Consider the following 26,977-nt stretch of genomic DNA (forward strand, 5'->3'; position numbering starts at 1 on the left):
GCGCTCAGCTCCCTCCGGGCCGCAGGGTGCCCACCGGGCCCCAGGTCCCGCCCTCAAGGGGCGCGGGGAACTGCGCGACCAGGCCCCACCGGCCCGCGGGCGAAGCGCGGCCCCGGGCTCGGGTGCAGGTTCAGCCTGCTAAGGCTGGAGCTGGGCCCGAAGCCACTCCTCCACCTCGCCCACATGCGCGGCCGCAGCGGCCCGAGCCGCCTCCGGATCATGGGCGACCAGCGCCCGGTGAATCGCGGCATGCTCCCGCCGGGTCCGCTCGAACGCCCCCTCCTCCTGATACCCCCGCCACACCCGCGCCCGGAACGTCCGCGAGGACAGTCCGTCCAGGATGGCCGCCATCGTCTCGTTGCCCGCGGCGCCCGCGATGACCCGGTGGAACGCCAGGTCGTGGGAGAGGATCTCCTCCGGGTCGTCCGTGGCGTTCATCGCGGTCAGATGCTTCTCCACCTCGGCGAGCTGGTCGGCGGTGATCCGCGCGGCGGCCAGCGCCGTCGCCGTCGACTCCAGGATCCGCCGCACTTCGAGGAGTTCGACCAGCTGCGGACCGCGGGAGAGATCCGCGACGACCCCGAAGGTCTCCAGCAGATCCCCGGCCTCCAGCTGCGTGACGTAGATCCCGGACCCGTGCCGGGCCTCCAGTACGCCCAGCACCGTGAGCGCCCGGATCGCCTCGCGCATGGAGCTGCGCGAGATGCCGAGCTGCGCGGCCAGATCGCGCTCGGTCGGCAGCCGTGCGCCCGGCTCCAGACGGCCCTCGCCGATCATCGCCTTGATCTGGTCGATGGCGCGCTGGGTCACCGTCCCCTTCTGGGGGGCCGCAGCCGGGGCCGCCGTCGCCGCCTCGGGCAGGCTCTCGTCCACGCCATGTCCTCCTGTTGCCGGGTGCGCCGCAGTCTAACCACTCAGGTGGTCCGACCACTACGCGCGAAAACAGCGAAAATCACGGCCCAGGGGTGTTGTGGGAGCGAAGTGGTCTGATAAATATTCCTGGCACCTGCTCGATCGCACTCGATCACGCTCAATGAGGAGCCGATAGATGGCCGGCAGAACTGTGCGGTACAGGAACGGGCGAAACGCCTCGCGAGCGATCTGTGCGACGGCCGCGGCCGTCTGCGCCGCCCTCGCGTTCACGGCATGCGGCAGCACCAAGGACACCGTCGACTCCGGCGGCGGCAAGGGCGACGGCAGCGGCAAGGTCGGAGTGATCCTGCCCCTGCTGACCTCGCCGTTCTGGCAGTCGTACAACGACTACGTGCCCAAGATGGCGAAGTCCGAGGACGTCGACGCCCTCAAGACCGTCAACTCCAACAGTGACCCCTCGCAGCAGATCACGGACATCAACAACCAGCTGAACCAGGGCGTGAAGGGCCTCGTCGTGGCCCCCCTGGACAGTGCCGCGATCTCCGCGGGCCTCGACCAGGCCGAACGCAAGGGCGTGCCCGTGGTCGCCGTCGACGTGGCGCCCGAGAAGGGCAAGGTCGCGATGGTCGTCCGCGCCGACAACGTGGCGTACGGGGAGAAGGCCTGCGAGTACCTCGGCAAGGAGATCCCCTCGGGCAAGGTCGTGCAGATCATGGGCGACCTCGCCTCGGTCAACGGCCGCGACCGCTCCGAGGCCTTCCGCACCTGCGTCAAGGAGAAGTTCCCGAAGCTGAAGGTCCTGGAGATCCCCGCCAAGTGGGAGTCCGACACCGCCGCCTCGAAGCTGGACACGCTCCTCAACGCCAACCCCGACATCAAGGGCATCTACATGCAGGCGGGCGGCGTCTATCTCGCGCCCACGCTGCAGACCCTCAAGTCCAAGGGACTGCTGAAGAAGGCCGGCGAGAAGGGCCACATATCGATCGTCTCGAACGACGGCATCCCGCAGGAGTTCGACGCGATCCGCAAGGGCCAGATCGACGCCACGGTCTCACAGCCCGCCGACCTCTACGCCAAGTACGGCATGTACTACATCAAGGCGGCGATGGAGGGGAAGACCTTCAAGCCGGGTCCCACGGACCACGGCTCGGAGATCGTCAAGCTGCCCAGCGGCAGCCTTGAGGACCAGCTGCCCGCGCCGCTCGTCACCAAGGACAACGTCGACGACCCCGAGCTGTGGGGCAACACGGTCAAATGAGTACACCACCACTCGTCGAGGCGCGGGACATCGCCAAGCGGTACGGCCCCACCGTCGCCCTCGCCGACGGACGACTGACCGTGCACGCGGGCGAGTCCCACGCACTCGTCGGCCGCAACGGCGCGGGCAAGTCCACCCTCGTCACCGTCCTGACCGGCCTCCAGGCACCCGACGAGGGCACGGTCCGCTTCGACGGCGAGTCCGCGCCCGCGCTGACCGACCGGGACGCCTGGCGGCGCAAGGTGGCCTGCGTCTACCAGAAGCCCACCGTCGTACCGGAGTTGACGGTCGCCGAGAACCTCTTCATCAACCGGCAGCCCCGGGGCCGCGGCGGCTTCATCAGCTGGCGCCGCCTGAAGAGCGAGGCCGCCGAGGTGCTCGACACCTGGGACGTGCGCGTCGACCCCGAGGCGCGGACCGCCGACCTCAAGGTCGAGGACCGTCAAATGGTCGAGATCGCACGGGCGTTGAGCTTCGGCGCGCGGTTCATCGTCCTCGACGAACCGACCGCCCAGCTCGACAACCGAGAGATCGAGCGCCTCTTCACCCGGATGCGCGCACTCCAGGAGTCCGGCGTCACCTTCCTGTTCATCTCGCACCACCTCCAGGAGGTGTACGAGGTCTGCCAGACCGTGACGGTCCTGCGGGACGCCCGCTGGATCACCACCGCACCGGTCGCGGATCTGCCGCGGGCCGCCCTGGTCGAGGCCATGGCGGGGGAGTCCATCGCCGCCGTGGAGGAGAAGGCCGCCCGTGGGGACGTGGCCGCCGACGCGCCCGTCGTCCTCGAAGCGCACGGGCTGACCTCGGACGCGTACGAGAGCGTCGATCTGAGCGTGCGCGGCGGCGAGGTCGTCGGTCTCGCCGGGTCCAGCGGCAGCGGCAAGATCGAGCTGGCCGAGTCCTTCACGGGACTGCACTCACCGACCGCGGGCACGGCCCGGCTGGACGGCAGGCGGCTGCCGTTCGGCGATGTGACGGCAGCTCTGCGGGCCGGTGTCGGCTGCGTGCCGCGCGACCGGCACGGCCAGGGTCTCGTCTTCGGGATGACCGTCGGCGACAACGCCACCCTGACCGTCCTGGACCGGCTCGGCCGGTACGGATTCGTCGGCACCGACCGGCGGCGCGGCGTCGCCGGTGAGCTGATCGAACGCCTCGACATCCACACCGAGGGACCCGACCAGCCCGTGTCCGACCTCTCCGGCGGCAACGCCCAGAAGGTCGTCATGGCGCGGGCGCTCGCCTCCGACCCCGGACTGCTGGTCCTGATCAACCCCACCGCGGGCGTCGACGTGAAGTCCAAGGAGTCCCTGCTCTCCCGCATGGACTCGGCCCGTGACGACGGCACCGCCGTCCTCGTCGTCTCCGACGAACTCGACGACCTGCGCCGCTGCGACCGCGTCCTCGTCCTCTTCCACGGCCGCGTCGTCGCCGAGCACCCGGCGGGCTGGCGCGACCACGAGCTGATCGCCTCCATCGAAGGAGTGGACCACCATGGCTGACACGAAGGCCCCGTCGGCCTCGGCCCCCACCCCTCTGCGCCCCCTGCGGAGCAAGGCCGACGCCAAGGCCGTACTCCTGCGCCGGGCACGCGAACTCGCCCTCGTACCGGCTCTGTTGCTGTTGCTGGTGCTCGGCGCGTTCGTCAACGACGCCTTTCTCACCGAGCAGAACCTGATCTCCGTCCTGGGTGCCTCGGCGGCCCTCGCGATGGTCGTGCTCGCCGAGTCGCTCGTCCTCATCACCGGCAAGTTCGACCTCTCCCTGGAGTCGGTCGTCGGCATCGCGCCCGCCGTCGGCGCGCTGTTGCTGCTGCCCGCCTCGCAGTCCGGCTGGGGCACGGAACTGCCCGCGGGGGTCGCCCTGCTCGTGATCCTCGTCGTCGGCGCGGTCATCGGCGGGTTCAACGGCTTCCTCGTCGTGAAACTCAAGCTCAACGCGTTCATCGTGACCCTCGCGATGCTCATCATCCTGCGCGGTCTCCTCGTCGGCGCGACCGAGGGCAAGACGTTGTTCGGGATGCCCGACGCGTTCTACACCCTGGCCACCACCACCTTCCTGACCGTGCCGATCTCGGTGTGGCTGGCGGCGGCGGCGTTCGCCGTGGCCGGACTCGTCCTCAAGTACCACCGCTGGGGACGGGCCCTGTACGCGATCGGCGGCAACCCGGACGCGGCACGCGCGGCCGGCATCCGCGTCGAGCGGGTCATGCTCGGCGTGTTCGTCGTCGCGGGGACCCTCGCCGCGGTCGGTGGGCTGATGCAGACCGGATATGTCGGTGCGATCAATGCCAACCAGGGGCAGAACATGATCTTCACGGTGTTCGCCGCCGCGGTGATCGGAGGGATCAGCCTCGACGGGGGCAAGGGCACGATGTTCGGGGCCCTCACGGGCGTTCTCCTCCTCGGAGTCGTCCAGAACCTGCTGACGCTTGCGCAGGTGCCGTCCTTCTGGATCCAGGCCATCTACGGGGGGATCATCCTCGTCGCGTTGATGATCGCCCGTGTGACGACCGGCCGGGCGCAGGACTAGGCGTGCGTGGTGTGCATCTGCGGGTCCGCTGTGGCTGAGCGCGCAGTTCCCCGCGCCCCTTACGGGGCCTGACCGAAAGGTATTCCTGTGTCCTCATCCGCCGCTCGCGTCACCGCGGTCGACACCTATGACATCCGTTTCCCCACCTCGCGTGAACTCGACGGGTCCGACGCGATGAATCCCGACCCCGACTACTCGGCCGCGTACGTCGTGCTGCGTACCGACGACGACACGGCCGGCGGACTGGAGGGGCACGGGTTCACCTTCACCATCGGGCGGGGCAACGACGTCCAGGTCGCCGCGATCGAGGCGCTGCGCCCGCACGTCCTGGGGCGGTCGGTCGACGAGCTGTGCGCGGACCCGGGATCACTCGCCCGCGACCTCACCGGCGACAGCCAACTGCGCTGGCTCGGGCCCGAGAAGGGCGTGATGCACATGGCGATCGGCGCCGTCGTCAACGCCGTCTGGGACCTCGTCGCCAAGCGCGCCCACAAGCCCCTGTGGCAGCTCCTCGCCGACGCCACCCCCGAATGGCTCGTCGCCCAGGTGGACTTCCGGTACATCGCGGACGTCCTCACCCCCGAGGACGCGCTCCGGCTGCTGCGGCAGGGCCGGGAGGGTTCGGCGGAACGCACCGCGCTGCTGAAGGAGCGCGGCTTCCCCGGCTACACCACCTCGCCCGGCTGGCTCGGCTACTCCGACGAGAAGCTCACCCGGCTGGCCCGCCAGGCCGTCGCCGACGGCTTCACCCAGATCAAGCTGAAGGTCGGCGCGGACCTCGCCGACGACGTACGGCGCTGCCGGGTGGCCCGGGCCGTCGTCGGACCCGACATCCGGATCGCCATCGACGCCAACCAGCGGTGGAACGTCGACGAGGCCATCGAGTGGACCACGGCACTGGCCGAGTTCGACCCGTACTGGATCGAGGAGCCCACCAGCCCCGACGACATCCTCGGCCATGCCGCCGTCCGCAAGGCCGTCGCACCGGTCAAGGTCGCCACCGGGGAGCACGTACAGAACCGGATCGTCTTCAAGCAGCTGCTCCAGGCGGGCGCGATCGACGTCCTGCAGATCGACGCCGCCCGCGTCGGCGGTGTCAACGAGAACCTCGCGATCCTGCTGCTGGCGGCCGAGTTCGGCGTCCCCGTCTGCCCGCACGCCGGCGGTGTCGGACTGTGCGAACTCGTCCAGCACCTGTCGATGTTCGACTACGTGGCGCTCTCCGGCACGACCGAGAACCGGGTGATCGAGTACGTCGACCATCTGCACGACCACTTCCTCGATCCGGTGGTGATCGGAGAAGGTCGGTACATGGCACCCACCCTGCCGGGCTTCTCGGCCACCATGCGGCCGGAGTCCATCGCCGAGTTCACCTTCCCCGGCGGCACGTTCTGGGCCGCCGACCTCGAACGGCAGCAGACCGAGCAGCAGACCGAGCAGCAGCGACAGCAGACGTCCAAGCAGCAGAAGGAGCAGGCGGCATGAGTGACTTCGAGGGACTCAAGGCGCTGGTGACGGGCGGTGCCTCCGGTATCGGCCGGGCCACCGCGGAACTCCTCGCCGCCCGCGGCGCGCAGGTCGCCGTGCTCGACCTGGACCCGGAGAGCGTCCGGAAACCCCTGCTCGGCTACCGGGCCGACGTCACCGACGACGAGTCCGTACGCCTCGCCGTCGCCGCCGCGGTCGCCGACCTCGGCGGCCTGGACGTGCTGATCAACAACGCGGGCATCGGTGCCCAGGGCACCGTCGAGGACAACGACGACGAGGCCTGGCACCGCGTCATGGACGTCAACGTCGTCGGTATGGTCCGCACGGCCAGGGCCGCCCTGCCCCACCTGCGGAAGTCGTCGCACGCGGCCGTCGTCAACACCTGCTCCATCGCCGCCACCGCGGGCCTTCCGCAGCGCGCCCTGTACTCCGCGTCCAAGGGCGCGGTCCTGTCGCTGACCCTCGCCATGGCCGCCGACCACGTCAGGGAGGGCATCCGCGTCAACTGCGTGAACCCCGGCACGGTCGACACCCCCTGGGTCGGCCGCCTCCTGGACGCCGCGCCCGACCCGGCCGCCGAGCGGGCCGCCCTGGAGGCCCGCCAGCCCACCGGCCGCCTCGTCTCGGCCGGCGAAGTCGCGGGCGCCATCGCCTACTTGGCGAGCTCGCTGTCGGGCGCCACCACCGGTACGGCCCTCGCGGTCGACGGCGGCATGCAGGGGCTGCGGCTGCGCCCGGCGGGCCGGTGACCGGCATGGGGACGCCTGCCGGTACCCACACGCTCGGCCGCGGCTCCGTCGACGTCACCGCGCTGGCCCTCGGCGCCGCCGGTATCGCCGGCCTCTACAGCCCGGTCCCCGAGGAGCAGGCGCTCGCGACCGTGGACGCCGCCTGGGACGCGGGCATCCGCTACTTCGACACCGCGCCCCACTACGGCATAGGCCACTCCGAACGACGTCTCGGCGCGGCCCTGCGCGGGCGGCCCCGGGCGGAGTACACCGTCTCGACCAAGGTGGGCCGCCGTCTGGAGCCCACCGACGCGGGCGGCGACGACCTGGCCAACGGGTTCGCGGTGCCCGCCACGCACCGCCGGGTGTGGGACTTCAGCGCGGACGGCGTACGCCGGACCCTCGACGCCAGCCTGGAGCGGCTGGGCCTAGACCGGGTGGACGTCGTCTACCTCCACGACCCGGACGACCACGGCGAGGAGGCCTTCCGCGAGGGATATCCGGCGCTGGAGAAGCTGCGTTCGGAGGGGGTGGTGGGCGCGATAGGCGTGGGCATGAACCAGGCCGAGATGCTCACCCGCTTCGTCCGCGACACGGATGTCGACGTGGTGCTCTGCGCCGGCCGCTACACGCTGCTCGACCAGGGGGCGCTCACCGACCTGCTCCCGGCCGCCCGGGAACGCGGCACGTCCGTCGTCATCGGCGGCGCCTTCAACTCCGGCCTGCTGGCCGACCCGAAGCCCGGGGCCAGATACAACTACCGGGCCGCGCCGCCCGAGTTGCTGGACCGGGCGCTGGCCCTCAAGGCGGCGGCGGACCGGCACGGCACGACGCTGCGGGCGGCGGCCCTCGCCTTCTGCGCCGCCCACCCGGCGGTCGCGGCCGTCCTCGTCGGCGCCCGCTCACCCCACGAAGTACGCGACTGCGCCGCACAGTTCACGGCGGACGTGCCCGCGAGTCTCTGGCAGGAGCTGCGGGAGACGGGCCTCCTGCCCGCCGAAGCTCCGGTCCCGTCCGAGGAGCCGTCATGAGGATCGCCCTGCACACCAAGGTCCGCGCCGACCGCATCGACGCGTACGAGGCCGCACACCGCCAGGTCCCCAGGGAACTCACGGACGCGATCCGCGCCGCCGGAGCCACGTCCTGGACCATCTGGCGCAGCGGCCCCGACCTCTTCCACCTCCTGGAGTGCGAGGACTACACGCGACTGCTCGCCGAACTGGAGAAACTGCCCGTCAACATCGCCTGGCAGTCCCGGATGGCCCAGCTCCTCGACGTGGTGCACGACTACTCGGCCGAGGGCACGGAGGCCGGACTGCCGGTCGTCTGGGAGCTGCCGTGACGGTCCGCACGGGCCTCGTGGACGCCCACCACCACGTGTGGGACCTGTCCGTACGCGACCAGGACTGGATCGTGGGCCCCGAACTCGCGCCGCTGCGAAGGAACTTCACGGCCGAGGAGCTGGCTCCGGAAGCCCGCGCCGCCGGAGTCGCCCGGACCGTCCTCGTGCAGACGGTCACGGTGGCCGAGGAGACCCCCGAGTTCCTGGCCCTCGCGGAGAGCAGCGAACTGATCGGCGCGGTCGTCGGCTGGACCGACCTCACCCGTCCCGGCGTCGCGGACGAACTGGCCCGTCTGCGGGAGCTGCCGGGCGGCCGTCACCTCAAGGGCATCCGTCACCAGGTCCAGGGCGAACCGGACCCGGAATGGCTGCTGCGCGAGGACGTACGCCGAGGTCTGGCGGCGGTCGCGGAAGCGGGCCTCGCCTACGACCTGGTCGTCCTGCCGCACCAACTGCCCGCCTGCGCACGGGCGGCGGACCGGCACCCCGGTCTCACCTTCGTGCTCGACCACGTGGGCAAGCCGCCCATCGGCGCGGGTGGGACGGAGCCCTGGGCCACCGAGGTGCGGGCCCTCGCCGCCCTGCCCAACACCGTCTGCAAGCTCTCCGGAATGGTCACGGAGGCGGACCGGCGGAGCTGGGCGGTGGGCGACCTTGCTCCCTACGCGGACACGGTGCTCGAAGCCTTCGGCCCCGGCCGGCTCATGTTCGGCTCCGACTGGCCGGTGTGCACGCTCGTGGCCTCGTTCGCCGAAGTCGTGCACATCGCCGATCAGTTGACCGGGAAGCTCGACGAGAGCGAGCGGGAGGAGATCTTCTCGGGTACGGCCACCCGCGTCTACCGCCTCTGAGCCCGGCGGGCTACGCGTCCAGCCGCGTCGGCGGGAAGAACTCCCGCACATACGTCCGCTCCCAGCACGCGCCAGTCCTCCGCAGCTCCTCCCAGGTCGTGTAGCGGTAGCGGTAGAGCCGCGCCCGGACATGGTGGGGCGGCGCGTCCGGGGGGAACGGGGAGTGGCGCAGGAGGCGGAGCGTGTCGCGGTCGTTCGCCAGGAGGCGCTCCACGAAGCCGCCGAACCAGGGCTCGGCGTAGGCGGGGGAGAGCGCGGCGAACCACATCATCCAGTCCAGTCGCAGATGGTAGGGGGCGAACTGGCGGGGCCAGTGCCGGGGATCGCCGGGCTTGCCCCGGAACCCGTACTCCAGCCAGCCCGCGTCCTCGCGGGGCACCGGGTCGGCCGTGCCCTCGACCACCACCTCGTACCGGATCCGGCTGACGCTGCCGAACGCCCCGTACGTGTTCACCAGGTGGAGCGGGTCGAAGGAGCGGTTCATCGTCTGGCGGCGGGAGATCATGTTGCGGACCGGGCCGTGGCTGAGGAACACGAGCAGCGCCGCGGCCGACAGGACCACGATCTCGTACCAGAGCGGGGCGTCGGGGACCTCCGGGGCCGTGCCGGGCAGGGTCAGGGCCGGCACGGCGAGCACGATCGTGATCCAGTTCAGCCAGGAGAAGTTGCCGGACAGGACCAGCCACAGCTGGGTGACGATCATCAGGGAAGCCGCCGCCGCGGCGACGGGCTGCGGGGCGAACAGCAGGAACGGCACGACGAGTTGGGTCACGTGGTTGGCGGCCACCTCGGCCCGGTGGAACGGCTTCGGGAGGTGGTGGAAGAACCAGCTCAGCGGACCCGGCATCGGCTGGGTCTCATGGTGGAAGTCGAGGCAGGTCAGCTTCCGCCAGCACGCGTCGCCGCGCATCTTGATCAGACCGGCCCCGAACTCCACCCGGAACAGGATCCAGCGCAGCAGGAGGAGCACCACGACGGGCGGCGCGATCTCGTCGTTGCCCAGGAACACCGCGAGGAAGCCGGTCTCCAGGAGCAGGGACTCCCAGCCGAAGCCGTACCAGGTCTGGCCGACGTTCACGATCGACAGGTAGAGCACCCAGGGAACGAGCCAGAGCAGCATGGCGCCCCACAGCGGGAGACGGCCGTCCAGCCCCGCGACGAGGGCCAGCGACACCGCGCAGCCCGTCCAGGCCCAGACAGCGAAGAAGCGGTCCGAGAAGTGGAGGTGGAACACGCTCGGCGCCCCCCGGAACGGCACCCGGGCCACGAACCGGGACACCGGCAGCATGCCTCGCTCGCCGATCAGCGCACGGAACTGGAGAGCCGCACCCAGGAACGCGACGAGATAGACCACCGCCAGCGCCCGCTGGAAGACCAGCCGGCCGGTCCAGTACTCGGGGGCGGTGAACCACTCCACGCCGGCCGCTCCCTTCTCTCTCTTTCTCTTTACCTCTTGCCCCTGCTCGCGGAGCGCCCAGATTACGACCCGGGCCGAGTCGATAATTCGGGTAAACCCTGACAAGGTGAACACATGGTTGATCGGGGTGAGAGCGCTCTGTCACTCCCGGACGACTGGCCCGCCCAACCGGATCCGATCCTGGCGCTCAACCGCATGGGCAGCTTCGACTGGGACCTGGACACCGGTCTCATGCGGATGGACGCCCTGGCCCACGAGATCTTCGACGTGCTTCCCGAGGAATACGCCGACCGTCCGGAGAACCTGGCCCCGCGCGTGCCGCCGGACGAGGCCCACCGCCTCGACACGCACGTCTCCCAGTCCCTCAAGGACGGCAGCGAGAACTACGGCGCGTACTTCCGCGTCCGCCGCCGGGACGGCACCCTGCGCTGGACCCACACCCAGGGCTACATCCAGCGCGACGCGACCGGCCGGCCGCGCCGCATCATCGGCATCATCCGTGACGCCACCCGGGAACTGAGCGAGGCCCAGGACCGGCGCGAGAGGGCCGCCCTGGACATCGAGGCCCGCCGCCGGCAGACGAACGTCGTACAGATCACCGCGGCGGCGCTCGCCCACGCCCGCACCGTCCAGGACGTCATCGACGTCCTGAAGAACAACCAGGGCGTCACCCACCTGGGCGCGACCAGCCTCGTCATGGGCCTCGTCGAGGCCGGCCGCATCCGGCTGGTCGCGGAGGGCCCCAGGGGCAGCTTCGTGCCCGGCACCCTGGTCACCGGCATCGACGAGCAGTACCCGATGAGCGAGGTCGTGCGCACGCTGACCCCGCGCTACATCGAGTCGCCGGAGGAGTTCGCCCGGCTCTACCCGCTGCTGTGGCCGCACATCACCGCCCTCGACATCACCTCGGCGGCCTATCTGCCCCTCATCGCACAGGCCAGACCCATCGGCGCCATGGGACTGCTCTACAGCGACCGGCGCGGCTTCTCCGCCCAGGACCGCAACGTCCTCGTCGCCCTCGGCAGCAGCATCGCGCAGAGCCTCCAGCGCGCCATGTTCTACGAGCAGGAGAAGGACCTCGCCCAGGGCCTCCAGCAGGCCATGCTGCCGCGCACGATCCCGCGCGTCCCCGGCGCCGACGTCGCCGTGCGCTACCGCTCGGGCTCCCTCGGCCGCGAGATCGGCGGCGACTGGTACGACGTGATCCCGCTGCCCGGCGGCCGGGTCGGCGCCGTCATCGGAGACGTCCAGGGACACGACACGCACGCGGCGGCCGTCATGGGCCAGCTGCGGATCGTCCTGCGCGCCTACGCGGCCGAGGGCCACACCCCCGCGACCGTCATGGCCCGCGCCTCCGTCTTCCTCCACGAACTCGACACCGAACGCTTCGCGACCTGCCTGTACGCGGAGGCCGACCTGGACACCGGAGTGGTCCAGGTCGTCCGGGCGGGCCACATCGACCCGCTGGTCCGCGACACGGACGGCGGCTGCCACCGGCTCGCCGTGGCGGGTGGCCTGCCGCTCGGCCTGTCCGCCGAGTTCGGACGCCTCGAATACCCGGTCGACACCCTGGAACTCGACCCCGGCCAGACACTCCTCCTGTGCACCGACGGCCTGGTCGAACAGCCGGGAATCGACCTTGACGACGGCATGCGGACCCTGCGCGCCCTCGTCTCCACGGGCCCCGACGACGTCCGCGACCTCGCCGACCGCCTCATCGACGTCGCGGAGGAACGCGGCGGCGAGGACGACGTGGCGCTCCTCCTGCTCCGCCGGGTGGGCAGGGACGCGCAGCGCTCCGGCGGGCGGGTCCAGCAGCACGTGGGGCCCGGGGACCCGGAGGCGCTCACCGAGGCCCGGCACATGGTCCGCGCGGCGGTACGGGCCTGGGGCGCCCGCGAGCGTGCCGACGAGATCGAGCTGATCGCCGACGAGCTGATCACCAACGCCCTCATGCACACGGAGGGCGCCGCCGTCGTCACCCTGCGCGCCCTCACCGGTCCGGACCGCCGGATCCGCGTCGAGGTCGAGGACGCGTCCAGCGCGCTTCCCCGGCGCCGGGAGGCGGGCGAGTCCGGTGTCTCCGGCCGGGGCCTCCTACTGGTGGACCGCCTCGCGGACGTGTGGGGCGTGGAGGCCCGGGGCGGTGGCAAGTGCGTCTGGTGCGAGTTCCTCGTGCCGGAACGGGAGTGACGGGGGGCCCGCGGGTGTCGAGTGCGGCTCTGTGGGGGTTGAGCGCGCAGTTCCCCGCGCCCCTTTCGGGGCGCGGGTGGCACCCTGGATCTATGCCGGAGCTGCCCGAGGTCGAAGCGCTGAAGGACTTTCTCGTCGGACATCTGGTCGGCCGCGAGATCGTCCGCGTGCTGCCCGTCGCGATCAGTGTGCTCAAGACGTACGACCCGCCGCTCGGCGCTCTGGAGGGCCGCGAGGTCACGGCCGTGCACCGGCACGGCAAGTTCCTGGACCTGGAGACCGCCGGCGGCCCGCACCTCGTCACGCACCTGGCCCGCGCGGGCTGGCTCCACTGGAAGGACCGGCTGCCCGATGGGCCGCCCCGCCCCGGCAAGGGGCCCCTGGCCCTGCGCGTCGCCCTGGAGACCGGCGAGGGCTTCGACCTCACCGAGGCCGGCACCCAGAAACGGCTGGCGGTGTACGTCGTACAGGACCCCGGGGAGGTGCCCGGGGTGGCCCGGCTCGGCCCGGACCCGCTGGCCGACGACTTCGACGAGGCCCGCTTCGCCGCGCTCCTGGAGGGCGAGCGCAGACAGCTGAAGGGCGCCCTGCGCGACCAGAGCCTGATCGCGGGGGTGGGCAACGCCTACAGCGACGAGATCCTGCACGCCGCGAAGATGTCGCCCTTCAAGCTGGCCTCCACACTGACCCCGCAGGAGACCCGGCGCCTGTACGAGGCGCTGCGGGCCACCCTCGTGGAAGCCGTCGAGCGGTCCCGCGGAGTCGCCGCGGGCCGGCTCAAGGCCGAGAAGAAGAGCGGCCTGCGCGTCCACGGACGGACGGGCGAGCCCTGTCCGGTCTGCGGAGACACCGTCCGCGAGGTCTCCTTCAGCGACTCGTCGCTCCAGTACTGCCCCACCTGCCAGACGGGCGGCAAGCCCCTCGCGGACCGCAGGATGAGCAAGTTCCTCAAATGACCGGTGGAACGACCGGGGCTCAGGGCGCCTCGATCGTCACGAGATGCTTCCCGTCCGCCGTGCGCACCTCGTACCGGGCGATGTCCGCCGTGTGCATCGCGGCAGCGCCCTGCATGCCCGCGGAGGGAGCCGAGGTCCCCTTGGGCACGGTCCAGCTCAGGACGACCTGTTCCGAGTCGTCGTAACCGATGGCGACGAGTTCGCAGGCCTGGTCCGCGGAGGCGTTCTTGACCTTCGCGTCCACCTCGCTGCCGTAGGCCCGGTCCAGGGTGGTGACCTCGGCCCAGACGCCGGTTCCCGGATCGGTCGCGGCGACCGTCCTGGCGTCGGAGCCCTCGTCGCCGGTGAAGACCGCGACCGCGGGCCCGCCGACGGCGAAGACCACGGCGGCGGCGACCGCGAACAGCCAGCGCCTGCGCCCGCTCCTGCGCGCCGTGACGACATCGTCCAGGAGCCGGTCCAGCAGGCCCGGCCCTGCCTGGGTCATGGGGTTGACCGAGCGTGGCGTCGCTTCCGCGTACGCCCGCAACGACCGTGTCGTCGCGGACAGTTCATGTATCTGAACCGCACACTGGGGACACTCCATGAGGTGGTCCTCGAAGCGGAAGGCGTCCGCCTCGTCCAGCACGCCTAGCGCGTATGCGCCGACGTCGCGGTGGCGTTCCAGCGACCTCATACCAAATCCTCATGCCGTGCCGATGGGTGGGGGTGTGCGGGGAGTAGCTACTTGCCCACCGGTACGCAGGGGACCGCCGAATCACTCAAGCCCCGTCCGGAATGCAACCTGGAGATTCGGAGCGGTCGGGCCCACGGATTGGTCGAGGTTCGAAAAAAACTGGTCAGGGGAGCCCACCGGGGGCTCCGTCGGGGGATCGGTCGGGGGAGTGGTCGGAAAAATCAGAAAAGATGGATCGCCAGATGTCCCAGCGGCAGCCCCAGCTGCCAGGCCGGGGTCCACACCTTGGGGCCGTCGTCCTCGCCGATGACGGGGCCACCGCCCGGCACCGCGTCCAGGTCGGGCGCGAGCAGTTCGGTCTCCTCCAGCCAGCGCCAGGCCGCCGTCGCCAGATCCAGATCGGGGGACGGACCGCCCGAGTCGGCGGCCTCGGCGGCGAGCCCGGCCATGCGCTCGCCCACCCAGTCCTGCCACGGCTGGTCGTACGCCGTCAGCGACAGCCAGGTCTCCAGCTGCGTGACCACCCGGATGCCGGAGAGCTCGCCACTGGTGTCGGACAGGAAGATGGTGAGAGCCAGCGCGTCACGCCCGGCTCTGAACTCGAAGGACGTGGGCGGCATCAGGTCGCCCGTCCGGAGCAGTTCGTCCGCGATGTACTCCGCGTACAACCAGGCCATGGGGACGGTGAGTTCTCCGCCGCCGGTGCCGTCCGTGCTCTCTTGACCTCTGTGCAGCATCCCTTCCTGCCTTCCTCCGGTGCGTGCGCGTCGCCCGAACCCGGGCCCCATCGGGGAACACGGATGAGGACAGCTGATTGCTCAACCATGATCCTCAGCAAGGCGCTTTACGGAGGCTTGACCTAACCCGCGGTTTCACCGCAGGTCGGCCGCGTATCCCGGAAGAACCCGGCGCAGGGCGCGCAGCGCGTAGTACGCGCGGGACTTCACCGTACCGGCCGGAATACCCAGGGCGGCCGCGGCCTCCGCCACGCTGGCCCCGCGGAAATACACCTGCACCAGGACTTCACGGTGTTCGGGAGTGAGAGTCTTCACAGCCTCCCGCACATCGAGGGTCGCGACCGAGCGTTCCGCGTGATCCGCCGCGACCCGCGCGCTCTCCAGCACGGCGTCCCCGACCTCCGCGGGCCGCGCCTGCCGGGCCCGCCGCGCGTCGATGGCCAGGCGCCGCCCCACGGTCAGCAGCCAGGGCCGTACGGAATCGAAGTCGTCGGCGCGCAGGGCCTCGGGATGCTGCCAGGCGCGTACGAATGTCTCCTGCACCAGATCCTCGGCGCGCTGGCGGTCTCCGTCGGAGAGCCTCAGCATCAGGGCGAAGAGCGGTGCTCCGTGCTCCCGCTGCAATTCGGCCAGCTCGTGCTCGGCGGTCGTCCTGCTGGTCATGGTGATGGCGGCCGTCATGGCCGTATGCCAGCGCAGGGCGTCCCGCCGGGACAGGGCCAGGACACGGCTCGTCGGCAGACGGTCGAACCCGTCGACGAACGGTACGACGAACGGTCAACCGGGACGGAAGGCTCCGCCTCCGCATCTGTCCGGACCTCGACGGTCCGGTCGGCCGGCCGGACGAAACTCCGGCCGGCGGCCCGGCTACGGCACCACCGTCACCGGCCAGCGGCCCGCCTTCACCAGCCGGATGGCGACGGAACCGACGATCCGGTGCCCGGCCTGCTCCGACGCGCCCACCACGACGGCATCCGCCTTGAGCTGCTCGGCCGCCGAGACGAGCCCGTTGTACGGGTCGCCGCGGAACGTGTGGAACTCCCAGCGCACATCGAATATGCCCTTGACCTGCTCGGCCGCCTCCTGGATGTCCCGGACCAGCTCCTCGGCGATCTGGTCGGTCGTGTCGGCGACCGGTACCCCGAGCGCCGCACCCGCCGCCATCACCGGCTGTACGTACACCAGCGTGAGCAGGGCCCGCTGCCGCCGGGCCAGCCCCGCGGCATAGGAGGCCGCCCGCAGCGAGGACTCGGAGCCGTCCACGCCGGCCAGGATCACCTTGGGGCCGTCGGTGCCACGTTCGAACTGGTGGGAGTGCTGTTCCGTCACGGCCCGAGGCTATCGGAACAGGCGGAACAGGCCGCCGTCCGGGACCCCGGGCACCGGTGCCGGGCCGCCCGGAAGCTGCTCCCAACGGGTGTTTTCATACGACCGCACCGGTGGCAGGGTGCTGGGGCGCACCACCACCGGGCGACTGATTAGTCATGAATAAGGATCAGTTCCTCTCGCGGCGCCGGGCCTTGCTCGCCGGTGCCGCCGCCCTGGGAGCGGCGGGTGCGGCCGGCGCGGTACAGCTGCTCGGCGCCGAACCCGGCCCCCCTCCCCGGTCCGCCGCCGCGCCCGCCGCCGGGGCCCAGGCGAACAGAGCGGTCCGCAGGCCCTCCGCCTACCGGCTGCAGCCCATCGCCGGATACGGTCCGGCCCGCGGCACACCCGCCCGCACCCTCGTACGGCACGAGCCGTTCCTGCGGATGTCGGACCGGGAGCACAGCATGGTGCTGAGCTTCGACGACGGCCCCGACCCCCGCTACACCCCCGGCATCCTGCGGACCCTCAAGGCTCACGACGTGCGCGCCATGTTCTTCGTGTGCGGCGAGATGGCCGCCGACCACAAGGACATGCTGCGCCGGATGTCGGACGAGGGGCACAGCGTCGGCAACCACACCTGGTCCCACCCGCTCCTGACCCGGCTCAGCAGGTCCGCGATCCGCTCCCAGATGGAACGCACCTCCGATGTCATCGAGGAGGCGTACGGCGAGCGGCCCGGCTGGTTCCGCGCGCCGTACGGGGCCTGGAACCGGGCCGTCTTCGAGGTCGGCGCCGACCTCGGCATGGAGCCGCTCGCCTGGACCGTCGACACCCTGGACTGGACCACACCGGGTGCCGGGACCATCGAGCGCCGGGTCATGAAGGGGGCCGGGCCGGGGGTCGTGGTCCTCTCGCACGACGCGGGCGGCAACCGCTCACAGAGCGTGCGGGCCCTGCGCGACTATCTCCCGCGGCTGCTGGACTCCGGATACCACCTCACCGTGCCCCGGCGGCAGCTCACCTAGGCCCCCAGACAGACGGACGGCCTCCGGCCGGGCGGGCTTCTCGCCCACCCGGCCGGGCGGTGCTCAGCGGACCTCCACCAGCCGGGCGAACGCGACGACATTTCCGTCGTAGCCGTTCTGCTTGGAGAAACCGCCTCCGCAGGTGATGACACGCAATTCGGGATGACCGGTGTTCCCGTAGACGCGGTCGCCGGGGAAATTGTTCTTCTCGAAGACCTCGATGCCGTAGATCTCGAACACGGCGGTCTTTCCGTCCCTGCGCCTCACCTCCACGCGGTTTCCCTTTTTCAGGGACCCCAGACCGTAGAAGACGGCGGGTCCCTGCCGGTTGTCGACATGGCCGACGACGACGGCCGTGCCCTTCTCGCCGGGCGAGACCGCACCCGAGAACCATCCCGCGAGGTTCGGGTCCTCCGGCGGCGGCGCGTCCACCCAGCCCTCCATGTCGAGGCCCACCGGAACAGTGGGGGCGTCGACCTGGATCGCCGGGATCCTGACACGGTCCGCCACGGAGAACGACAGGGGAGCCGGAGCGCCCGGCCGCGACCTGTCCGTGCCGGCACTGTCCGCGGCGGCGGCCGTCGCGGGCTGCGGGGGCCCCACGTCGAACTCTCCCGAGCCATTGCGGATGAGAGCGAGGCCGGTCAGCAGAACAAGCGCTATGACACCCCAGGGAGCGCGCTTCCTCGGGCGCTCCTCCTCTTCGGCGAGCTCGGACACGGACATTCGCAAACCCCTCTCGACGCGGCCGTCGCCAACGTCCGTCGCGCATACGAGAACGCTAAGCGCAGCCCGCGCGCGGGGCGACGGGAGAAAGGCGAACGGGTGGTGGACCGGGCCGCCGTGCGCCATACGAGTCGCGGCCCCGAGGAAATTTCTGACGGTCCGTGACCTGCGGCAATATCCGATTGTGTTCCTTTTCGTCGGCGTGTCCTCTCACCAGGACGGACCATTCTCGAAATGCGGCCCTGTGCACGACAACTGAGTGTCTGTCTGGGAGGCGTTCTCTCGCCGATCGACCCGGGGACGTTCCCCGGGGCGCCTTCCGCGGAGGATCACATGCGTAGCACTCGTGCCCTGGCGGTCTCTGCGACAGCAATCGCCGCCCTCGGACTCACCGCTTCCCAGGCCGTCGCCTGGGACACCTCTAGCAACATCGTCGCCATGCCCAGCGCCATCGCCCGGGGCGGACAGCTCACCGTCACCGTCGACGGGTGCCCGAACGGCGGCAGCATGACGTCCAGGGCGTTCCCCCGGGCCGATCTCTCGCCGATCAGGAACCACAGCGAGACGTCGAAGGGAACCACGACCGTCAACAGCTCGGCCTCGCCCGGCGCGTACGACATCAGGGTCCACTGCGAAGGCAAGCCCGCGCTGACGAAGTCCGCCGCCTTCACCGTCATCGGCGGTGTCCGCGGTGGTCTCGGCGGCAGCAGCTCCGACGGGGCCACACCGACCGACATGGCGATCGGCGGCTCCCTGGTCGGCCTCGCGCTCGTCGGCGGCGGGGTGTTCTGGATGCGCCGCCGCGCCGAGAGCAGGATCTGACCCCCACCCCCTCGCCGGACGGACTCCTCCCCTCGGAGACCGGAACGCACGTGGACGGCCCTTCGCCCCGGATCCTCAAAGGTCCCGGGGCGAAGGGCCGTCCGGTGCGTCGGCGGGCCGTACGGTCCGTCAGCCGCCCTGTTCGCCGGTGCGCCTGCGCGACCAGTGGTACGCCGCGCCGACCGAGCCGGCGATGAGCGCCGTCCCGAGGCCGATCTGACCGAGGTCGAAACCGCCCGCGGTACCGCCGACCCCCGCCTTGACGCCGTGGTGGGTGGGGGGATGTGTCGGGTCGTCCGGGCGGCCACCGGCGATGGTGAGGTCCGTATGGCCGGATTCGTGCCCGCACTGGAACGTCACCTCGTAGACCGCGCCCGGCCTGGCGTCCCAGTCGACGGTGGCCGAGGCGTTCGACTGGCCCTTGCGGATCGTCACCGTGTCGAAGACACCGGAACTGACCTTCGTCTCCTTCTTGCAGCCGTTGACCGACAGCGAGACGCGGCCGCCCGCGGCGATCGTCGTCGGCGAGACGTTGAAGCCGAACGAGGTGACGTTGCGCTCCGGCTCGTGCTCCCCGTCGCCCTCGGCGACGGCGACGGGCATGGCGAGGGTCAGTGCGGTCATGCCCAGCAGTGCGGCCGAGGCGACGCGTATCGCGCGCATGGTGAGTCCTCCGGGTCCCCGAGGAGCAGCCCGCGGACCGTTTCCGCTGCGCCGTACATGCACCTCGATGATCGAAACGCTAGGAAGGTGCGGGCGCGGGCGCGATCGCAGTCGCGCGAATGGGGCAATCATGTGGGCCGAACCGGGTAATCGGCACCTCCGCCCGGGGGACGGACGCGGCGTGGCGCCCGCCCCCGGGCAAGGTCACTTCCCGGCGTCGGGGAAGTGCGTCAGGAACGGGTCGGCGGTCGCCGTGATGCCGCGGCTGTAGGGCGCGTCGAAGTCCCAGATCAGGAAGAGCAGGAAGGCGATCAGCGCGGCGAACAGGCCCGCCAGGATCACCTCGCGCGGGGTGCGGCGGATCTGCAGGGCGAAGATCAGCCCCACCGTCACCACGGCCCCGGTGATCAGGCCGAACCACACGACGCCCGGCATGGTCGGCGCCGTCGAGTCGGCGCGGGCGGTGCGCGCGGCGTCCGCCGCGGTCACCTGGTCGAGGAGCGGCTGGTAGGCCTGGGCCTCGAAGTCCGTCCTCGGCTCGTAGTCGGTGACGTCCTGGCGGACCCGGTTCAGCAGTTCCGCCCCCCGCCCGGTGACATGGCCGTGGTCGGCCATGGTCTTCCACTCGGTGGTGACGACGTGATCGACATAGGCGTCGACGTCCGCGCGGATGCGGTCGCGGACGTCCGGCGGATAGACGCGTACCCGCTCGTTGATCTCGTGCAGCGCCTGCGCCTCCGTCTGCACGTGGTCCTCGGCGACGCCCCGCGCCTCCCACACTCCGGCGATGGCGAGGCCGAGCACGATCGCGTACACCACGCCGATCATCATCGTCATGTACTCGATGACGTCCGGGGTGTCGGACGGATCGTCGTCCTCGGAGACGGTGCGGTGCCGTACGAAGGTGACGACGAGGACGACGACGGCCGCGGCGGCCATCGCGAGGGCGAGAACAAGCCATTCCGACAAGGATTCCTCCAGGGGTCAGTGCGGGCGCCGGGTCAGCGCGGGCGCAGCGCGGCGGCGGCGAGCACGGCGGGCGCGGTGATGAGCAGGGTGAGCGACACGAGGGAGGGGCCGCCGCGGGGCGGGGCCTTGCGCGCCCTGACGCGGTACGGCGGATAGCTCACCGGGGTCGGCGACGGACCGGGCCGCGCGCTGGGGGGCGGTGCCGGGCGTGGCGAGGGAGGCGTCGGGCGTGGCGTGGCGGGGGTCGGCCGTGGCGTCACGGGAGCGGGCGGTACGACGACCGGGGCGACGGGCGCGGGTCGTGGCGGGGGCGTCGGCTCGGGCTTCGGCGGTGGTGTCGGGGCGGGGGCCGGCTTGGGCGGCGGTTTCGGTGAGGGAGGTGGCTTCGGCGGCGGACTGGGCGGAGGGGTCGTCGGACACGGGGTCGAGGGTGAGGGGGAAGGCGGGGGCGGCGGTGGTGTCGGGGTGGGGGTCGGGCAGGTGCCCGCGACCGACACCGCCGAGACTCCGCCGGGGCCCGAGGAGGCGTACGCGCACGCGTCGGCGGTCGCGGGGGCCGGCGCGCCGCCCGCGACCCAGGTCAGGGTGAGCAGCGCCAGTAGCCGTATGCCGAGAGCGAGTCGGAGCGGCCGCTTGGTTCTTTTTGGTCCAGGCACGATCGCGATCATCGGCCCCCGTGCGACCACATATGGGGGACTGGCGGTGTAATTGCCCCGAAGGAGGGACAAGGGGGCCTCAGGCCGTTGCCGAACGGCGCCGCGAGCGTTCCGGGACCTGGGCCGGGACCGGAGCCGCGCCGGGCGCCAGGATTCCTGGGCGCCTTCCCCGCCCCTTTCCCGGCGCCCCTTCCTGACGTCTCCCCGAGCCTCCCCGACCCCTCCCTGAGCAGGGCTCCCGGGCGTTACCAGAAAGAAATGTGTGCTCACTTTGAACACTCACCGCACCCCCGCCCGTACCTAGGGCCATACGCGGTGCTGAGCAGTGCCGCAACACCTATGCAAACAGCGGGAGTTACCAATGAAGACCTCCTGGCGGAGCGCCTCACTCGTAGCGTCAGCTGCGGCAGTGCTGGTGCTGACGACGGCGTGCGGTCAGGAAAAGGCGAGCGATGCGACCGGCAGCCAGAACGTGGGCGCGGCGCCCGCGGCGGGTGGCTACGGTTCGGCGGGAGCGGCGACCGAGACGGGCGCCGCCGCCGCGGACGGCCAGGGCGCGGTCGCCCAGAGCGCCGGCCAGCTTGCCGTGTCGGACACCGACAAGCTCGGTGAAGTGGTCACGGACAGCGCGGGCATGACGCTGTACCGCTTCGACAAGGACACGGCGGAGCCGCCGAAGTCGACCTGTGACGGCGACTGCGCCACGGCCTGGCCCCCGGTCCCGTCCTCGGGTGCCGCGGCCCCGGTGGGTATCGACAAGGCCCTGCTGGGCGAGGTCACCCGTTCCGACGGCACGAAGCAGCTGACCATCGACGGCTGGCCGCAGTACCGGTTCGCGAAGGACACCAAGGCCGGTGACGTCAAGGGCCAGGGCGTGGGCGGCACTTGGTACGCCTCGGCCCCCACGGGCAAGAAGGCGTCCGCAGGCGCCGGCGGCGGCACGGCGGAGGCCGCCGACCTGCCCGGTCTGTCGACCCGCAACGACCCGGAGCTCGGCGAGGTCGTCATCGACAAGAACGGCATGACGGTCTACCGGTTCGAGAAGGACGTCCCGTGGCCGATGAAGTCGAACTGCATCGGCGCGTGCCTGGAGAAGTGGCCGGTCGTCGAGCCGGTGGACGCCGCCGACACCAAGGGCATCGACAACAAGAACGACGGCAAGCGCGGCTACGTCATCAACAACCGTCCGGACGGCCTCAAGCAGCAGAGCATCGACTGCTGGCCGCTCTACACCTTCGCGGGTGACAAGAAGCCCGGCGACACCAACGGGCAGGGCGTCGGCGGCACCTGGTACGCCATCTCCCCCGAGGGCAAGCCGCTCGGCAAGCCGAAGTAGCCACATCGGAACAAGTACGCACAATCGCCGTTTCGCTCCCTCCGCATCGCGCGCAGGGAGCGAAACGGCTTTTTCACATCCGGACGCGTCACGGCCCGGCTCGTCCCGGTTCGGCTCGTGACTCTGCGCAGTTCCGTCGGATCCGTTTGGAATGCTTCGGGGCGATTTCGCTGGGCCTTCCATTCGGCACGTGCCCGAGGCAGTGGCGTTGAACGGACGGTCAATTTCCGTTTCCACTCGCTCCATTGGCGGGCGATCAGTAGCCTCAGCTCGAACACCGGATCGTCTACGCCTTGGAGACATAGATGGAGCGTCCCGCCTGGGCCCCACGCGGCATCGACATCTCGGTGCCCAGTGTGAGCCGCATCTACGACTACTACCTGGGCGGATCGCACAACTTCGAGGTCGACAGGGAAGCCGCGCGCAGGGCCATGGAGTTCATGCCGGGGCTCCCCAAGGTCATGCAGGCGAACCGGGCGTTCCTGCGCCGCGCGGTGCGCTTCGCGGCCGCCGAGGGCATCGACCAGTTCCTCGACATCGGCTCGGGCATCCCCACCTTCGGCAACGTTCACGAGGTGGCCCAGAGCGCCCGCCCGGGCGCCCGTGTCGTCTACGTGGACCACGACCCGGTGGCCGTCGCGCACAGCGAGTCCGTCCTGGCCGGCAACGAGAACGCGGACGTCGTCACCGCGGACCTCCGCAAGCCCCGGGAGATCCTGGCGAGTCCGCGTCTGCAGCGTCTGATAGACCTGAATCAGCCAGTGGCGCTGCTTCTCGTTGCCATACTGCACTTCGTGGAGGACGAGGACGACCCGTACGATGCCGTGGCCGAGCTGAGGGACGCCCTCGCGCCCGGCAGTCTGCTCGTCGTCACTCATGCCTCGTACGAGGGGATCCCGCTCCCACCGGAGCGGGCCGGGGGCGCCGTCGACGTCTACAAGGACATCCGAAACCCGCTGATCATGCGCTCGCGCGAGGACATCGCGCGGTTCTTCGAGGGGTACGACATGGTGGAACCCGGACTGGTGCCGATGCCGAACTGGCGGCCCGACCCGGCGTCCGAGGACGAGGATCCTTATTCCTACTCGGGTTTCGCGGGCGTGGGGCGCACGGCGTGACCGCGGAGCCGGACGGGCCGGAGGACAGACTGCGCAGGTTCGCGACGATCTGGAGCCGGGCCGTCTTCCCGGTGACCGCCACGTCGCTGACCCGCCCGGAGTTCGAGCAGCGCCTCGTGCCGCTCGCCAGGCGGCTCAGTGAGGCGCTGCGGGCCAGGACGTTCGAGGCGGCCGAGGGGCAGGCCGTCGGCGCCGCGCTCATCGGGGCGCACTGCACGGAGCCCGAAGCACTCAGCGCCACACTCGACTGCGTCGACGCCTACCTGGTGCTCTACTGCGGCGGCGACGGAGCGCAGGACGCCCTGCGCGCCCGCTCCGCGCGGCTGCAGCACGCCATGGCGGCCGGGTTCGCCCGGGCGCTGCGGGAGCGGACGCTGGCCGAGCAGGAGACCATCGCACGCGCCGCGCTCCAGGCCCAGGGAATCGTCGCGGACGCGCTGCACGCGACCGAGGCACGCTTCCGCGCCGTCTTCGAGGGCGCGGCCATAGGCATCGGCGTCGCGGACCTCGACGGCAACATCCTGCAGGTGAACAACGCCCTGCTGCGGATGTTCGGCGGGACCGAGCAGCTGATGCGCGGGCGGAACGTCACCGAGTGGACCCACCCCGAGGACGGCGCCCAGGTCTGGCGGCTCTACGAGGAGCTGGTGCGCGGCGACCGCGAGCACTACCACGTCGAGAAGGCCTTCTACCGGCCCGACGGAACGGTTCTGTGGACCAACCTCACCGTCTCGCTGCTGCGCGACCCGGACGGCCGGCCGCAGTACCAGCTCGCCCTCATGGAGGACACCACCGAGCGCAGGCTGCTCAACCTCCGGCTTCGGTACGAGGCCACGCACGACGCGCTCACCGGGCTGCCCAACCGCACGCTGTTCTTCGAGCGGCTCGACAAGGCGCTCGCGGCGGGCGACGGCCAGCGGTTCGGGCTCTGCTACCTCGACCTCGACGGCTTCAAGACCATCAACGACAGCCTCGGGCACGCGGCGGGCGACCGGCTGCTCGTCGAGGTCGCCGACCGGCTGCAGTCCTGCGCGACCGCGCCCGGCGAGATGGTGGCCCGGCTCGGCGGCGACGAGTTCGTGGCGCTGACCACCGGACCCGACACCGAGAGCGAGGTCGACGCCCTCGCCGACCGCATCATGAACGCGCTGGTCACCCCGGTGCGCATCGACGGCCGCGAACTCACCGTCCGCGGGAGCATCGGCATCGTCGAGGGTCCGGCGGGCGAGCGCGGCCCTGCGGAGGTGCTGCGCAGCGCCGACATCACGATGTACCGGGCCAAGTCGGCGGGCGGCAACCGCTACGAGCTGGCCGACGCCGAGGCGGACGCCCGCGCGATCACCCGGCACGGGCTCACCACGGCGCTGCCCGCGGCGCTGGACCGGGGCGAGTTCTTCATCGAGTACCAGCCGCTCGTGCATCTCGGCGACGGCAGTGTGCACGGCGCCGAGGCCCTGGTGCGGTGGCTGCATCCGCAGCACGGCGTCCTCGGCCCGGACCGGTTCATCCCGCTCGCCGAGCACACGGGGCTGATCGTCCCGCTGGGGCGCTGGGTCCTGGAGCAGTCGGTCCGCCAGGCGCGTGAGTGGCAGGAACGTCACTCCGACGCGGGCCCGCTGCGGATCAACGTGAATCTCTCCCCCTGCCAGCTGACCCACCCCGGGCTCGTCTCCGACACGGTGGACATCCTGGAGCGGGTCGGTCTCGAACCGAACTTCCTCTGCCTGGAGGTCACCGAGTCGGCGCTCATCGGGGCGGACGACGACCTGTTGAAGCCGCTGCGTCGACTCGCCGAGATGGGTGTCGACATCGCGCTGGACGACTTCGGCACGGGGTACTCGAACCTGGCCAATCTGCGGCGGCTGCCGGTGAGCATCCTGAAGCTCGACCGGTCCTTCACACAGGGCATGCAGCAGTTTCCCGCCGATCCGGTCGACCTCAAGATCGTCGAGGGGATCGTCTCACTGGCCCACAGCCTGGACCTCGCGGTCACGGTGGAGGGGGTGGAGACGGGGGCGCAGGCGGAGCAGCTCCGTCTGCTGGGCTGCGACACGGCGCAGGGCTGGTACTACGCCCGCCCCGGCCCACCGGACCGCCTGCACGACTTGGCGCTGGTGGACGCGACGGGCTGAGCGGGCCTTGCGGGTGAGTGGTGGTTGCCCGCGCCGTTCCCCGCGCCCCTGGGGGGTGGGGGCGACGGCCCGTCTCCGACCTGCGGGTGCGTGGGGGCCGGCCGCGCAGTTCCCCGCGCCCCTTCGGGGCGCTGGTGCCCCGTTAGGGGCGCGGGGAACGGCGCGCTCAGCCACGACGTACCCGCAGGTCAGAAGCGCACCCTAGCCCCGGAAGGGGCGCGGGGAACGGCGCAACGAGTGGCAGTGGGCCCGCATCGAGCAAAGGCGGGTCAGTGAAGGCCGGTCACCTTTTCAGCAGCATGCGTTGCAGTTCGCGTGCAGCCCGCGGTGGCGCCACGTCACTGCGGTGGGCCAGCGCGATGGTCCGGGCCAGCCCGGGCCGGGCCAGCGGCGTCACCCGCAACCCCGCCCCCGACCGCACCGCCACCATCCGCGGCACCACAGCCACCCCCAACCCCGCCCGCACGAACCCCAGCACCGCATCCATCTCCCCGCCCTCGACCGCGAAATCCGGCTCGAACCCCGCGGAGCGGCACGCGGCGACGGTCAGCTCCCGCAGGTCGTACCCGTGCCGGAACATCACGAGCCGTTCCCCCTCCAGGTCGGGGACACCGACGGTCCGCCGCCCGCCGCCCGGCGCCGGCGCCTCCGGTGAGGACACCACCACGAGGTCCTCCCGCAGCACCTCCACCGTGGTCAGCGCGGGCGACGGCGTAGGCAGCGGAAGGACGACGAGAGCCAGGTCGAGCGCCCCGCGCGCCAGCTCCCGTACGAGGTCGTGCGAGCCGCCCTCCTCGATCAGCAGCCTGATCCCGGGGTAGCGGTCGTGGAAGGCGCGCAGTACATCCGGCAGCAGCCCCGTGCACAGGCTCGGCGTCGCGCCCAGCCGCACCCGCCCGCTGCGCAGCTGAGCCAGTTCCTGCACCTCGTGCCGGGCGGTCTCCGCGTCCGCGAGGATGCGCCGCGCCAGCGGCAACAGCGCCTCCCCGGCGTCCGTGAGCGTGATGTTCCCCCGCGCCCGGAGGAAGAGGTCGGCCCCCAACTCCCGTTCCAGCGCCTTGATCTGCTGGGAGAGCGACGGCTGGGCCACGTGGACGACATCGGCGGCCCGGGTGAAATGCCGGGTCTCGGCGACCGCCACGAAGTACTGGAGCTGCTGGAACTGCATGAC

Annotated in this window: 26 protein-coding genes; 15 read left to right on the forward strand and 11 right to left on the reverse strand. The window is 71.2% G+C overall.

Annotated features, from left to right (window positions below):
* Positions 1-138: 138 nt before the first annotated feature.
* A complete protein-coding gene (locus tag ACZ60E_RS27055; RefSeq protein WP_469443779.1) occupies positions 139-873 on the reverse strand; it encodes a FadR/GntR family transcriptional regulator in 735 nt (244 codons plus the stop codon).
* Between the two features lie 175 nt (positions 874-1,048).
* Between ACZ60E_RS27055 and ACZ60E_RS27060 the strand changes: the two genes are divergently transcribed.
* From ACZ60E_RS27060 to ACZ60E_RS27095, 8 genes are all read left to right on the forward strand, one after another.
* Positions 1,049-2,131 carry a sugar ABC transporter substrate-binding protein gene (locus ACZ60E_RS27060; RefSeq protein ID WP_469443781.1) on the forward strand — a complete coding sequence of 361 codons (1,083 nt, stop codon included), beginning with the start codon at positions 1,049-1,051 and terminating at the stop codon, positions 2,129-2,131.
* Entirely contained in the window at positions 2,128-3,633 is a 1,506-nt protein-coding gene (locus ACZ60E_RS27065) for a sugar ABC transporter ATP-binding protein (RefSeq protein ID WP_469443783.1), read from the forward strand. Before ACZ60E_RS27060 ends, ACZ60E_RS27065 begins: the two co-directional genes overlap by 4 nt.
* Positions 3,626-4,663, forward strand: a complete 1,038-nt coding sequence (locus tag ACZ60E_RS27070; RefSeq protein ID WP_469443784.1) for an ABC transporter permease — start codon at positions 3,626-3,628, stop codon at positions 4,661-4,663. The genes ACZ60E_RS27065 and ACZ60E_RS27070 overlap by 8 nt, the downstream gene beginning before the upstream one ends.
* A gap of 87 nt (positions 4,664-4,750) precedes the next feature.
* Complete coding sequence (locus tag ACZ60E_RS27075; protein WP_469443786.1) at positions 4,751-6,148, forward strand: L-fuconate dehydratase; 1,398 nt, start codon at positions 4,751-4,753, stop codon at positions 6,146-6,148.
* Entirely contained in the window at positions 6,145-6,900 is a 756-nt protein-coding gene (locus ACZ60E_RS27080; RefSeq protein WP_469443788.1) for an SDR family NAD(P)-dependent oxidoreductase, read from the forward strand. The genes ACZ60E_RS27075 and ACZ60E_RS27080 overlap by 4 nt, the downstream gene beginning before the upstream one ends.
* A 5-nt stretch (positions 6,901-6,905) precedes the next feature.
* Entirely contained in the window at positions 6,906-7,910 is a 1,005-nt protein-coding gene (locus ACZ60E_RS27085; RefSeq protein WP_469443790.1) for an aldo/keto reductase, read from the forward strand.
* Positions 7,907-8,221, forward strand: a complete 315-nt coding sequence (locus ACZ60E_RS27090; RefSeq protein WP_469443792.1) for an L-rhamnose mutarotase — start codon at positions 7,907-7,909, stop codon at positions 8,219-8,221. Before ACZ60E_RS27085 ends, ACZ60E_RS27090 begins: the two co-directional genes overlap by 4 nt.
* Entirely contained in the window at positions 8,218-9,072 is an 855-nt protein-coding gene (locus ACZ60E_RS27095; protein WP_469443793.1) for an amidohydrolase family protein, read from the forward strand. Before ACZ60E_RS27090 ends, ACZ60E_RS27095 begins: the two co-directional genes overlap by 4 nt.
* 10 nt (positions 9,073-9,082) lie before the next feature.
* Here the strand turns inward: ACZ60E_RS27095 and ACZ60E_RS27100 are convergent, their stop codons facing one another.
* Entirely contained in the window at positions 9,083-10,489 is a 1,407-nt protein-coding gene (locus tag ACZ60E_RS27100; protein ID WP_469443795.1) for a lipase maturation factor family protein, read from the reverse strand.
* A gap of 114 nt (positions 10,490-10,603) precedes the next feature.
* On the opposite strand from ACZ60E_RS27100, the gene ACZ60E_RS27105 reads away from it, so the two are divergent.
* Positions 10,604-12,682 (forward strand): SpoIIE family protein phosphatase, encoded by a 2,079-nt coding sequence (locus ACZ60E_RS27105; RefSeq protein WP_453790366.1) that lies wholly within the window; start codon positions 10,604-10,606, stop codon positions 12,680-12,682.
* 92 nt (positions 12,683-12,774) lie between these two features.
* Positions 12,775-13,638, forward strand: a complete 864-nt coding sequence (locus ACZ60E_RS27110) for an Fpg/Nei family DNA glycosylase (RefSeq protein ID WP_469443797.1) — start codon at positions 12,775-12,777, stop codon at positions 13,636-13,638.
* A 19-nt stretch (positions 13,639-13,657) separates the two neighbouring features.
* On the opposite strand, the gene ACZ60E_RS27115 is transcribed toward ACZ60E_RS27110, so the two are convergent.
* The 4 genes from ACZ60E_RS27115 to ACZ60E_RS27130 form a co-directional block, all read right to left on the reverse strand.
* A complete protein-coding gene (locus ACZ60E_RS27115) occupies positions 13,658-14,314 on the reverse strand; it encodes an anti-sigma factor family protein (protein WP_384805630.1) in 657 nt (218 codons plus the stop codon).
* Between the two features lie 221 nt (positions 14,315-14,535).
* A complete protein-coding gene (locus tag ACZ60E_RS27120) occupies positions 14,536-15,051 on the reverse strand; it encodes a hypothetical protein (protein ID WP_384805632.1) in 516 nt (171 codons plus the stop codon).
* A gap of 135 nt (positions 15,052-15,186) precedes the next feature.
* Positions 15,187-15,732, reverse strand: coding sequence for a sigma-70 family RNA polymerase sigma factor (locus ACZ60E_RS27125; protein ID WP_210887081.1), 546 nt, complete (start codon positions 15,730-15,732; stop codon positions 15,187-15,189).
* 186 nt (positions 15,733-15,918) lie between these two features.
* Positions 15,919-16,380, reverse strand: a complete 462-nt coding sequence (locus ACZ60E_RS27130; RefSeq protein WP_210887078.1) for a universal stress protein — start codon at positions 16,378-16,380, stop codon at positions 15,919-15,921.
* Between the two features lie 155 nt (positions 16,381-16,535).
* Between ACZ60E_RS27130 and ACZ60E_RS27135 the strand changes: the two genes are divergently transcribed.
* Positions 16,536-17,384, forward strand: a complete 849-nt coding sequence (locus ACZ60E_RS27135; protein WP_469443804.1) for a polysaccharide deacetylase family protein — start codon at positions 16,536-16,538, stop codon at positions 17,382-17,384.
* A gap of 63 nt (positions 17,385-17,447) precedes the next feature.
* Here the strand turns inward: ACZ60E_RS27135 and ACZ60E_RS27140 are convergent, their stop codons facing one another.
* The gene (locus ACZ60E_RS27140) at positions 17,448-18,110 is read right to left on the reverse strand and encodes a class F sortase (RefSeq protein ID WP_469443806.1); all 663 of its coding nucleotides are present in this window, start codon (positions 18,108-18,110) and stop codon (positions 17,448-17,450) included.
* A gap of 333 nt (positions 18,111-18,443) precedes the next feature.
* Between ACZ60E_RS27140 and ACZ60E_RS27145 the strand changes: the two genes are divergently transcribed.
* Positions 18,444-18,932 carry a hypothetical protein gene (locus ACZ60E_RS27145; RefSeq protein ID WP_469443807.1) on the forward strand — a complete coding sequence of 163 codons (489 nt, stop codon included), beginning with the start codon at positions 18,444-18,446 and terminating at the stop codon, positions 18,930-18,932.
* Positions 18,933-19,061: 129 nt separating this feature from the next.
* Here the strand turns inward: ACZ60E_RS27145 and ACZ60E_RS27150 are convergent, their stop codons facing one another.
* The 3 genes from ACZ60E_RS27150 to ACZ60E_RS27160 form a co-directional block, all read right to left on the reverse strand.
* A complete protein-coding gene (locus tag ACZ60E_RS27150; RefSeq protein ID WP_384805640.1) occupies positions 19,062-19,595 on the reverse strand; it encodes a hypothetical protein in 534 nt (177 codons plus the stop codon).
* A 204-nt stretch (positions 19,596-19,799) separates the two neighbouring features.
* Positions 19,800-20,564, reverse strand: a complete 765-nt coding sequence (locus ACZ60E_RS27155) for a bestrophin-like domain (RefSeq protein WP_469443809.1) — start codon at positions 20,562-20,564, stop codon at positions 19,800-19,802.
* Positions 20,565-20,596: 32 nt separating this feature from the next.
* The gene (locus tag ACZ60E_RS27160) at positions 20,597-20,725 is read right to left on the reverse strand and encodes a hypothetical protein (RefSeq protein ID WP_267030316.1); all 129 of its coding nucleotides are present in this window, start codon (positions 20,723-20,725) and stop codon (positions 20,597-20,599) included.
* 856 nt (positions 20,726-21,581) lie between these two features.
* Here ACZ60E_RS27160 and ACZ60E_RS27165 point away from each other — a divergent pair.
* The 3 genes from ACZ60E_RS27165 to ACZ60E_RS27175 all read left to right on the forward strand — a co-directional run bounded on the left by ACZ60E_RS27165 (position 21,582) and on the right by ACZ60E_RS27175 (position 25,806).
* Positions 21,582-22,556, forward strand: a complete 975-nt coding sequence (locus ACZ60E_RS27165; RefSeq protein ID WP_469443811.1) for an SCO0930 family lipoprotein — start codon at positions 21,582-21,584, stop codon at positions 22,554-22,556.
* Between the two features lie 305 nt (positions 22,557-22,861).
* Positions 22,862-23,674 (forward strand): SAM-dependent methyltransferase, encoded by an 813-nt coding sequence (locus ACZ60E_RS27170; protein WP_384805648.1) that lies wholly within the window; start codon positions 22,862-22,864, stop codon positions 23,672-23,674.
* Positions 23,671-25,806 carry a putative bifunctional diguanylate cyclase/phosphodiesterase gene (locus ACZ60E_RS27175; RefSeq protein ID WP_469443813.1) on the forward strand — a complete coding sequence of 712 codons (2,136 nt, stop codon included), beginning with the start codon at positions 23,671-23,673 and terminating at the stop codon, positions 25,804-25,806. Before ACZ60E_RS27170 ends, ACZ60E_RS27175 begins: the two co-directional genes overlap by 4 nt.
* Positions 25,807-26,089: 283 nt before the next feature.
* Here ACZ60E_RS27175 and ACZ60E_RS27180 read toward each other — a convergent pair whose 3' ends face one another.
* A complete protein-coding gene (locus ACZ60E_RS27180; RefSeq protein WP_453790360.1) occupies positions 26,090-26,974 on the reverse strand; it encodes a LysR family transcriptional regulator in 885 nt (294 codons plus the stop codon).
* Positions 26,975-26,977: the final 3 nt, after the last annotated feature.

This window comes from Streptomyces sp. NPDC102514 (assembly GCF_055584525.1).

What these genes read in the sequence shown, in the direction of transcription:
- ACZ60E_RS27080 (WP_469443788.1), top strand. Translation starts at nt 6,145, where the DNA reads ATGAGTGACTTCGAGGGACTCAAGGCGCTGGTGACGGGCGGTGCCTCC.
- ACZ60E_RS27150 (WP_384805640.1), bottom strand. Translation starts at nt 19,595, where the DNA reads ATGCGCGCGATACGCGTCGCCTCGGCCGCACTGCTGGGCATGACCGCA.
- ACZ60E_RS27145 (WP_469443807.1), top strand. Translation starts at nt 18,444, where the DNA reads ATGCGTAGCACTCGTGCCCTGGCGGTCTCTGCGACAGCAATCGCCGCC.
- ACZ60E_RS27115 (WP_384805630.1), bottom strand. Translation starts at nt 14,314, where the DNA reads ATGAGGTCGCTGGAACGCCACCGCGACGTCGGCGCATACGCGCTAGGC.
- ACZ60E_RS27180 (WP_453790360.1), bottom strand. Translation starts at nt 26,974, where the DNA reads ATGCAGTTCCAGCAGCTCCAGTACTTCGTGGCGGTCGCCGAGACCCGG.
- ACZ60E_RS27070 (WP_469443784.1), top strand. Translation starts at nt 3,626, where the DNA reads ATGGCTGACACGAAGGCCCCGTCGGCCTCGGCCCCCACCCCTCTGCGC.
- ACZ60E_RS27120 (WP_384805632.1), bottom strand. Translation starts at nt 15,051, where the DNA reads ATGCTGCACAGAGGTCAAGAGAGCACGGACGGCACCGGCGGCGGAGAA.
- ACZ60E_RS27140 (WP_469443806.1), bottom strand. Translation starts at nt 18,110, where the DNA reads ATGTCCGTGTCCGAGCTCGCCGAAGAGGAGGAGCGCCCGAGGAAGCGC.
- ACZ60E_RS27065 (WP_469443783.1), top strand. Translation starts at nt 2,128, where the DNA reads ATGAGTACACCACCACTCGTCGAGGCGCGGGACATCGCCAAGCGGTAC.
- ACZ60E_RS27060 (WP_469443781.1), top strand. Translation starts at nt 1,049, where the DNA reads ATGGCCGGCAGAACTGTGCGGTACAGGAACGGGCGAAACGCCTCGCGA.
- ACZ60E_RS27165 (WP_469443811.1), top strand. Translation starts at nt 21,582, where the DNA reads ATGAAGACCTCCTGGCGGAGCGCCTCACTCGTAGCGTCAGCTGCGGCA.
- ACZ60E_RS27170 (WP_384805648.1), top strand. Translation starts at nt 22,862, where the DNA reads ATGGAGCGTCCCGCCTGGGCCCCACGCGGCATCGACATCTCGGTGCCC.
- ACZ60E_RS27110 (WP_469443797.1), top strand. Translation starts at nt 12,775, where the DNA reads ATGCCGGAGCTGCCCGAGGTCGAAGCGCTGAAGGACTTTCTCGTCGGA.
- ACZ60E_RS27135 (WP_469443804.1), top strand. Translation starts at nt 16,536, where the DNA reads ATGAATAAGGATCAGTTCCTCTCGCGGCGCCGGGCCTTGCTCGCCGGT.
- ACZ60E_RS27090 (WP_469443792.1), top strand. Translation starts at nt 7,907, where the DNA reads ATGAGGATCGCCCTGCACACCAAGGTCCGCGCCGACCGCATCGACGCG.
- ACZ60E_RS27085 (WP_469443790.1), top strand. Translation starts at nt 6,906, where the DNA reads ATGGGGACGCCTGCCGGTACCCACACGCTCGGCCGCGGCTCCGTCGAC.
- ACZ60E_RS27105 (WP_453790366.1), top strand. Translation starts at nt 10,604, where the DNA reads ATGGTTGATCGGGGTGAGAGCGCTCTGTCACTCCCGGACGACTGGCCC.
- ACZ60E_RS27125 (WP_210887081.1), bottom strand. Translation starts at nt 15,732, where the DNA reads ATGACGGCCGCCATCACCATGACCAGCAGGACGACCGCCGAGCACGAG.